This is a genomic window from Streptomyces sp. NBC_00536 (assembly GCF_036346295.1).
GTDB lineage: Bacteria > Actinomycetota > Actinomycetes > Streptomycetales > Streptomycetaceae > Streptomyces.
The window spans coordinates 6,204,091-6,213,890 of sequence record NZ_CP107819.1 but is presented as its reverse complement, the minus strand read 5'-3'; the positions used below and the strand labels follow the sequence as shown (position 1 = coordinate 6,213,890).

Annotated in this window: 1 protein-coding gene; it reads right to left on the bottom strand. The window is 72.2% G+C overall.

The features are described 5' to 3' along the window. Positions 1–22: 22 nt before the first annotated feature. The gene (locus tag OHS33_RS27275; protein WP_443065473.1) at positions 23–9,715 is read right to left on the bottom strand and encodes a type I polyketide synthase; all 9,693 of its coding nucleotides are present in this window, start codon (positions 9,713–9,715) and stop codon (positions 23–25) included. Between the last annotated feature and the right edge of the window lie 85 nt (positions 9,716–9,800).

Here is a 9,800-nt window from a genome sequence, read left to right as displayed (position 1 = left end):
CTGCTACTGCCTGCTGTCCGTGCTAAATACCGAACTCTTGCTCAATGAATGCGAAGAGTTCGTCGGGCGTGGCCTCCTGGAGTTTCTCGGTCACGGCCTCGCCACTTGATTCGATGTGCGGTTCACCCCATTTCGCGAGAAGAGCCTGCAGGCGCAGCGCTATGTCGGTACGCGTTTCACCGTCCGGGTCGAGAACGGACAGCGCGGACTCCAGCTTTTCGAGTTCCGCGATGCCCGGGGCGGCCCCGGCACTGCCGTCCTGGGTGATCTCGGCCCGGAGGAACTCGGCCAGGACCGCCGGGGTCGGGTGGTCGAAGACAAGGGTGGCCGGGAGCCTGAGCCCGGTCGCGGCATTGAGGCGGTTGCGCAGCTCCAGCGCGATCAGGGAGTCGAATCCGAGCTCCTTGAACGCGCGGCCCGCGCCCACCTCGTCGGTCGTGGGGTGGCCCAGCGCGGTGGCCGCGTGGGCGCGGACCAGTTCGAGGACGGCCAGGGCCTGTTCGGCCTGCGGCATGACGGCGAGCCGCCGGCGCAGCGCCTCGGCCGGGGAGTCCCCGCCCGCTTCGCCGCCCGCCGGAGCGGACTCGGCGAGCCGCCGCACCTCGGGCAGGTCGCCGAGGAACGGACTGGGCCGCACCGCCGTGTAGCCGGGCGCGAACCGCTCCCACTGGATGTCGGCGACGGCGACGGCCGCCTCCGTGTGGTCGAGGGCCTGCTGCAGCGCGCGGATCGCCGAGCGGGGCGCCATGGCGGGCACGCCTCCGCGGTCGAGCCGCTCACCGATCGCGCCGCCCGCGGCGAGCCCGCTGTCGCCCCAGCGGCCCCAGGCCACGGAGGTGGCGGCGAGGCCGTCGGCGTGACGCTGCTCGGCGAGGGCGTCCAAGTAGGAGTTGGCGGCGGCGTAGTTGCCCTGCCCCGCGTCGCCGAGCGTGCCCGCGACACCGGAGAAGAGGACGAACGCCGAGAGGTCCAGATCGCGGGTGAGCTCGTGGAGGGTGAGCGCCGCGTCCGCCTTGGGGGCGAGCACGTGTCCGAACCGCTCCGGAGTCAACGCGTCGATGACGCCGTCGTCCAGGACACCGGCCGTGTGCATGACGGCGGTGAGGGGCTGGTCGGCGGGGATGGTGTCGATGAGGGCGGCTACGGCGCCCCGGTCGGCCATGTCGCAGGCCGCGATGGTCACGTGCGCGCCGAGGGCGGTGAGTTCGTCGCGGAGTTCGGCCGCTCCGGGTGCGTCGGGGCCCCGGCGGCTGGTGAGGAGCAGGTGCTCGGCTCCGTTCCCGGCGAGCCAGCGGGCCACGTGCGCGCCCAGCGCGCCCGTACCGCCGGTGACCAGGGTCGTACCCTCCGGACGCCACTCCCGTACGGCAGCGGTGTCCACGAGCGGCGCGTGGACCAGACGCCGGCCGAAGAGACCCGAGGCGCGCAGCGCCACCTGGTCCTCGGAACCGTCACCGGCCAGCACACCCGCGAGACGTTCGAGCGTACGGCTGTCGGCCTGCTGCGGCAGGTCGACGAGACCGCCCCAACGGTCGGGGTACTCCAGGGCGACCGTGCGGCCGAAGCCCGAGACGAGCGCCTGCGCCGGGTCCTGGAGCCGCTCCGAACGGGCGACGGAGACGCCGCCGCGCGTCACGCACCACAGGGGTGCGGCCACATCGGCGTCACCGAGCGCCTGGACGAGCGCGGCGGTGGCGAGGAGCCCGGTGTGCGCACGGAGCGCGGTGCCTTCGGCGGCGAGGGCGCCCGTACCGGCGAGGGCGAGGAGGGACAGGACTCCGGTCGGGGCGGTCTCACCCGTCTCGGCCTTGAGGGTGGCGCCGAGCCGGTCACGATCGGCCGCATCGGCCGGGACGGTCACGGTACGGACCTCAGCGCCGCGTTCGGCGAGCGTACGCAGCACAGCGGCCGCCCACTCCTCACCCGGCCCGTCGGACAGCGCCTCGGGGACGACGACCAGCCACGTGCCCGACAGACGCGAGGTCTTGGCCTCGGCCAGCGGCTTCCAGGTGACGTGGTAGCGCCAGCCGTCCACGGTCGACTGCTCACGGCTCTGCCGACGCCACGACGACAGCGCGGGCAGCAGCGCGGTCAGCGGCTGGTCGCCCTCGATGTCGAGTTCCGCGGTGAGTGCTTCGAGGTCTTCGCGTTCGACGGCTTCCCAGAACCGGGCATCGATCACGCTCTCCGCGGACACCGCCACCGCCTCCACGGGCGCGGCCTCCGGCCAGAACCGCTGCGACTGGAACGCGTAAGTGGGCAGGTCCACCCGCCGGGCACCCATGCCCGCGAACACCGCGTCCCAGTCCACGCTCACACCGCGGACCCACGCCTCACCCAGCGACAGCCAAAAACGCTCCAGACCACCCTCGTTACGGCGCAGCGAGCCCAGGACAGCGGCCTCACGACCAGCAGCCTCGACGGTCTCCTGCATGCCGACGGTCAGCACCGGGTGCGGACTGGATTCGACGAACACCCCGAAACCCTGCTCCAGCAGCGTCCGGGTCGCCTGCTCCAACTCGACCGTCTGCCGCAGATTCCGGAACCAGTACCCGCCATCCAGCTCCGGACCCCGCACCCACTCACCCGTCACCGTCGACAAGAACGGCACCTCGGCATCCCGCGGAACAACCGGAGCCAACAGCTCTGCAAGCTCCTCCCGCAACAACTCCACCTGAGCCGAATGCGACGCGTAATCCACCGCGATCCGCTTGGCCCGAATCCCAGCCGCCTCACACGAGGCCAGCAGCTCATCCAGAGCCTGGACTTCACCCGAAACGACCACGGACGACGGTCCGTTCACCGCGGCCACCGAGATCCGCTGCTCACCCCAGGGGGCGATCAGCTCCCGCACATCCACCGCGGGCAACGGCACCGAGACCATGCCGCCCAGACCCGCCAGCACCCGGCCGATCGCCTGACTCCGCAACGCAACCACCCGCGCCGCATCCTCAAGGGACAAGATCCCCGCCACACACGCCGCAGCGATCTCACCCTGCGAATGACCGATCACCGCACCAGGACGCACACCAGCAGCCCGCCACACCTCCGCCAACGACACCATCACCGCGAACAGAGCAGGCTGGACCACATCGACGCGCTCCAACGACGGAGCGCCTGCGACGCCGCGCAGGACATCGCGCAGCGACCAGTCGGTGAAGGGCTCAAGGGCCTTCGCACACTCATCCACTCGGGCAGCGAACACGGGTGAAGCGTCCAACAGCGCTTCCGCCATGCCTACCCATTGCGACCCCTGTCCGGGGAACACGAACGCCGTCTTCCCCCCGATGACCGCCCCCTGCACGAGCAGGGGTGAGGTGTCCCCGGCCGCGAGCGCGGTCAGGGTTCCGACGTAGTCGGAGCGGTCCCGTCCGATGAGGACGGCGCGCTGGTCGAGCGCGGTACGGGTCGTCGCCAAGGAGTGGCCGACATCGACAAGTCGCTGGTCAGAGCGGGTGGAGAGCTGTGTCAGCAGACGTTCGGCCTGGCCGCGCAGGGCCTTCTCGCTCTTGGCGGTCAGGGTCCAGGGCAGCACGGCGGGCCGGTCGGACGCGGAGCCGGCCAGGGCGGACTCGGCACCCACCGGGGTGACCGCGGAGTCGTCCGGGGCGGGCGCGACCAGTAGGGGTCGGGGCGACGGCTCAGGGGTCTCCCGGTCGTCGGACCCCTCTTCGGCCGGAGCCTGTTCGATGATGGCGTGGGCGTTGGTGCCGCTGAAGCCGAACGACGAGACGCCGGCCCGCCAGGGGCGGCCGGTCTCCGGCCAGGCCCGCTCCTCGGTCAGCAGGGCGACCTCGCCCGCGGTCCAGTCGACGTGCGGCGTGGGCTCGGCGATGTGCAGGCTCTGCGGCAGCACTCCGTGCTGCATGGCGAGCACCATCTTCATGACGCCCGCGACACCGGCCGCCGCCTGGGCGTGGCCGATGTTGGACTTGATGGAGCCGAGCAGCAAGGGCCGGCCGGCCGGACGCTCCTGGCCGTAGGTGGCGAGCAGGGCCTGGGCCTCGATCGGGTCGCCGAGCGTCGTACCCGTACCGTGCGCCTCGACCACGTCCACGTCCGCGGCCGACAGCCGTGCGTTGGCGAGGGCCTGGCGGATGACGCGCTGCTGCGAGGGACCGTTCGGAGCCGTCAGGCCGTTGCTCGCACCGTCCTGGTTGATCGCCGACCCACGGACCACCGCGAGCACCGGATGTCCCTTGGCCCGGGCGTCCGACAGGCGCTCGACGAGCAGGATGCCGACGCCCTCCGCGGGGCTGAATCCGTCGGCGTCCGAGGAGAACGCCTTGCAGCGGCCGTCGGTGGAGAGTCCGCGCTGGCGGCTGAACTCGATGAAGGTGCCCGGCGTCGACATCACCGTCACGCCACCGGCCAGGGCGAGCGAGCATTCGCCGCTGCGCAGGGCCTGGACGGCGAGGTGCAGGGCGACGAGCGAGGCCGAGCAGGCGGTGTCGACGGTGACGGCCGGGCCTTCGAGACCGAAGGTGTAGGAGAGCCGGCCGGAGACGACGCTGCCCGCGTTGCCGGTGGCCAGGTGCCCCTCAAGGCCGTCCGTCGCCGTCCGTGCGAGGTTGGAGTAGTCGGAGCCGTTGGTGCCGACGAACACACCGGACTGGCTGCCGCGCAGCGTCTGCGGGTCGATCCCGGCCCGCTCGAACGCCTCCCACGAGGTTTCGAGGAGCAGCCGCTGCTGCGGGTCCATGGCGAGGGCCTCGCGCGGCGAGATCCCGAAGAACGACGAGTCGAAGGCGGCGGCGTCGGACAGGAAGCCGCCCTCCCGGGTGTACGAGGTCCCTTGCGCGTCGGGGTCGGGGTCGTACAGCGCCTCGACGTCCCAGCCGCGGTCCAGGGGGAACCGGGACAGCCCGTCCCCCTCGGAGGTGAGCAGCTGCCACAGCTCCTCGGGGTTGCGGACGCCGCCGGGGAAGCGGCAGCTCATCGCGACGATGGCGATCGGTTCGGCGTCGGAGACCGCGGCCATCGGCACCGGGACGGCGGCCGCGGCGCCCTGTCCGAAGAACTCGGCCCGCAGGTGCCGGGCGAGAACGGTGGGCGTCGGGTGGTCGAAGACGAGGGTGGGCGGCAGCTTGAGGCCGCTGGCCGTGTTCAGGCGGTTGCGCAGTTCGACGGAGGTGAGGGAGTCGAAGCCCAGCTCCTTGAAGGCCCGGCCCGCCTCGACCGCGTCGGGGCCCGCGTATCCGAGGACGGCGGCGACAGCGGTGCGGACCAGTTCGAGGAGCAGCCGCTCCTGTTCGGCCTCGGGCCGGCCGGTGAGCTGCTCGGCCAGCGCGGCAGCGTTGCCGGTGTCCTCCGCCGCGTCCGTGCGCATGCCGTCCATGACCTCCCGCGCCTCGGGCAGGTCGTGCAGCAGGGGCCTGGCGCGGCCGGAGGTGAAGGCGAGGACGAAGCGCTTCCACTCCATGTCGGCGACGGTCAGGGTCGTCTCGTCACGGTTCAGGGCGTGCTGGAGGGCGGAGACGGCGCGCTCGGGTGACATCTCGATGACGCCGTGGCGGCGCATCCGGTCACCGACCGCGCCCTCGGCCATGCCCCCGTCGCCCCAGGGGCCCCAGGCGATGGAGGTGGCGGGCAGTCCTGCCGCCCGGCGGTACTCGGCGAAGGCGTCCAGGAACGCGTTGCCCGGCGCGTAGTTGCCCTGACCGGGCGCGCCGAAGGTGGCGGCGAAGGACGAGAAGAACACGAACGCCGACAGGTCGAGGTCGCGGGTCAGTTCGTGCAGGTGCAGCGTCGCGTCGACCTTCACCCGCAGGACGCGCTCGATCTGCTCGGGCGTGAGCGCCTCGATGACCCCGTCGTCGAGGACGGCCGCCGTGTGCACGACGGCGGTGAGGGGCTGGTCCGCGGGAACGGCGGCGATGAGGGCGGCGACGGCCTCCCGGTCGCTCACATCGCAGGACGCGAGGGTCACCCGGGCGCCGAGGGCGGTGAGTTCGTCGCGGAGTTCGGCCGCGCCCGGTGCGTCGGGGCCCCGACGGCTGGTGAGGATGAGGTGCTCGGCGCCGTTTCCGGCGAGCCAGCGGGCCACGTGCGCGCCCAGCGCGCCCGTACCGCCGGTGACCAGGGTCGTACCCTGCGGACGCCACTCCCGTACGGCGGGCGTCTCGGCGAGGCGGGCGCGTACGAGCCGTCGTACGAAGAGACCGGAGGCGCGCACCGCCACCTGGTCCTCGGCGGCGTCACCGGCGAGGACGCCCGCGAGCCGGGCCAGTGCCCGGTCGTCCACGGCGTCCGTGCCCGGCAGGTCGACCAGCCCGCCCCAGCGCTCGCCGTGCTCCAGCGCGGCGACCCGGCCCAGGCCCCAGACCGCTGCCTGCGCGGGGTCGGCCACCCGCTCGGAACGGCCGGTGGCGACGGCGCCGCGGGTCACGCACCACAGGGGTACGGCCACCTCGGCGTCACCGAGCGCCTGGACGAGGGACAGGGTGGCGATCACACCGCCGGGCGCGGAGACGTGGAACGGCTGGTCGGCCTCCGCCGGGGTCAGCAGGGACAGGACGCCCGACACCGCGGGTCCGTCCGCGAGTGCCTCACGGATCCGCTCGGCGAGAGCGGCCCGGCTGTCCTCGGTCCGGGCGACCGCGATCTGCCGTACGTCGGCGCCGTGTTCGGCGAGCGTACGCAGGACGGCGGCCGTCCACTCGTCGGCCGGGCCAGCGGTCGGCGCCTCGGGAACGGCGACCAGCCAGGTGCCGGAGAGACGGGCCGTCGTGGGCTCCGGCGCGGGCTTCCAGGTGACCCGGTAGCGCCAGCCGTCCACGGCCGACTGCTCACGGCTCTGCCGACGCCACGAGGACAGCGCGGGCAGCAGCGCGGTGAGACCCTCGTTCTCGTCGACGTCCAACTCGGCGGTGAGCGCCGCCACGTCCTGGCGTTCGACGGCCTCCCAGAAGCGGGCTTCGACCGCGTCGACGGGGTGGGTGGTGGCCGCGACGTCCTCGGCGGTGCCGCTTTCGAGCCAGTAGTGCTCGTGCTGGAAGGCGTAGGTGGGCAGGTCAACCCGCCGGGCACCCGTGCCCGCGAACACCGCCTCCCAGTCCACGCTCACACCGCGGACCCACGCCTCACCCAGCGACAGCCAAAAACGCTCCAGCCCGCCTTCGTTGCGGCGCAGGGAGCCCAGGACAGCGGCCTCACGGCCGGCAGCCTCGACGGTCTCCTGCATGCCGACGGTCAGCACCGGGTGCGGGCTCGACTCGACGAACACGCCGAAGCCCTGCTCCAGCAGCGTCCGCGTCGCACCCTCCAACTCCACCGTCCGCCGCAGGTTCTGGAACCAATAGCCGGCATCCAGCTCCGGGCCCCGCACCCACTCACCGGTCACGGTCGACAGGAACGGCACCTCGGCAGCCCGCGGAACAATCGGAGCCAGCAGCCCCGCAAGCTCGTCCCGCAACAACTCGACCTGCGCCGAATGCGACGCGTAATCCACCGCGATCCGCTTCGCCCGCACACCATCCGACTCACACGAGATCAACAGCTCATCCAAGGCGCCGGCCTCGCCGGAAACGACCACCGAGGACGGGCCGTTCACCGCGGCCACCGAGATCCGGTCCTCACCCCACGGAGCGATCAGCTCCCGCACATCCTTTGCCGGCAGTGCCACGGACACCATGCCGCCCAGACCCGCCAGGACCCGGCCGATCGCCTGACTGCGCAGCGCGACCACCCGCGCCGCATCCTCAAGGGACAAGATCCCCGCCACACACGCGGCAGCGATCTCACCCTGCGAATGACCGATCACCGCACCGGGACGCACACCAGCAGCCCGCCACACCTCCGCCAACGACACCATCACCGCGAACAGAGCAGGCTGGACCACGTCCACGCGCTCCAACGACGGCGCACCCTCCACACCCCGCAGCACATCCACCAACGACCAGTCAGTGAACGGCTCCAACGCCTTCGCACACTCGTCCACCCGGGCGGCGAACACCGGCGAGGAATCCAGCAACCCCACCGCCATACCGACCCACTGCGAGCCCTGTCCGGGGAACACGAACGCCGTCTTCCCCCCGGCGACCGACCCCGTCACCACACCCGCGGCCATCACACCCGACGCCACCGACGCCACACCAGCCGCATGATCGCCCAGCACCACAGCCCGGTGTTCCAGCCCAGCCCGCGACGACGCCAACGACCAGCCCACGTCAACCGACGCCACACCCGCGGCCGAAGCACCGGCGAGGAATCCGGACAACCGCTCCGCCTGCGCCCGCAACGCCCCCGCACTCTTGCCCGACAACACCCACGGCACCACCGCGAGTTCCGAACCCTCGACCACACCAGCCGGATCGTCCAGCGCCTCCGGGGCCGCCGGAGCCTGCTCGACGATCACATGCGCATTCGTCCCACTGAACCCGAACGACGACACACCCGCACGCCGGAGTTCACCGGTCTCCGGCCAGTCGGTCTTCTCGCCGATCAGGGAGACGGCGCCCGCCTCCCAGTCCACGTGCGGGGTCGGTTCATCGAGGTGGAGGGTCTTCGGGACCACACCGTGGCGCATCGCCTCGACCATCTTGATGATGCTCGCGACACCGGCCGCGGCCTGTGTGTGGCCGATGTTGGACTTGATGGAGCCGAGCAGCAGGGGACGGCCGGCCGGGCGGTCCTGGCCGTAGGTGGCGAGGAGGGCCTGGGCCTCGATCGGGTCGCCGAGCGTCGTACCCGTACCGTGCGCCTCGACGACGTCCACGTCCGCGGCCGACAGCCGTGCGTTGGTGAGCGCCTGGTGGATGACGCGCTGCTGCGAGGGACCGTTCGGAGCGGTCAGACCGTTGCTCGCACCGTCCTGGTTGATCGCCGACCCGCGGACCACCGCGAGGATCGGGTGACCGTTGCGCTGCGCGTCCGACAGGCGCTCGACGAGCAGCATGCCGACGCCTTCGCCCCAGCCCGTACCGTCCGCGGCGGCCGCGAAGGGCTTGCAGCGCCCGTCCGGCGCGAGACCGCGCTGTCGGCTGAACTCGGTGAAGGTCGCGGGGGTCGCCATCACGGTGACACCGCCCGCCAGCGCCATCGTGCATTCTCCGGCCCGCAGCGCCTGGACGGCCAGGTGCAGGGTGACCAGCGAGGACGAGCAGGCCGTGTCGACGGTGACCGCCGGGCCCTCCAGGCCGAACGTGTAGGCCACCCGGCCCGAGGCGATGCTCCCGGAGCTGCCGGTGCCGAGGAATCCTTCGACGCCCTCGGGTACGGAATCGAGGCGCGCGGTGTAGTCGTGGTACATCACACCGGCGAACACGGCCGTCCGGCTGCCGCGCACGGACGACGGGTCGATGCCCGCGCGCTCGAAGGCCTCCCACGACGCTTCGAGGAGCAGCCGCTGCTGGGGGTCCATGGCGAGGGCTTCGCGCGGCGAGATCCCGAAGGGGGCGGGGTCGAAGGCGGCGGCGTCGTAGAGGAAGCCGCCTTCGCTGACGTAGCTGGATCCGGCGCTGTCGGGGTCGGCGTCGTAGAGCGCGTCCACGTCCCAGCCCCGGTCGACGGGGAAGCCGGAGACGGCGTCGTCGCCGTTCTCCACGAGCCGCCACAGGTCCTCGGGGCTGCGGACGCCTCCGGGATAGCGGCAGCTCATCGCGACGATGGCGATGGGTTCCTGGTTCTTCTCCTCTACCTCACGCAACCGCCTGCGGGCCTGGCGCAGATCGGCGGTCGCCCGCTTGAGGTAGTCGCGAAGCTTGTCCTCGTTCACCATTGCGTGGGCTCCATGCCAGAGAGGCGGTTGTACGGTCGGTCGACTGGGCGGGCCCGGGTCCCGGCGTGCGGGATCCCAGGGC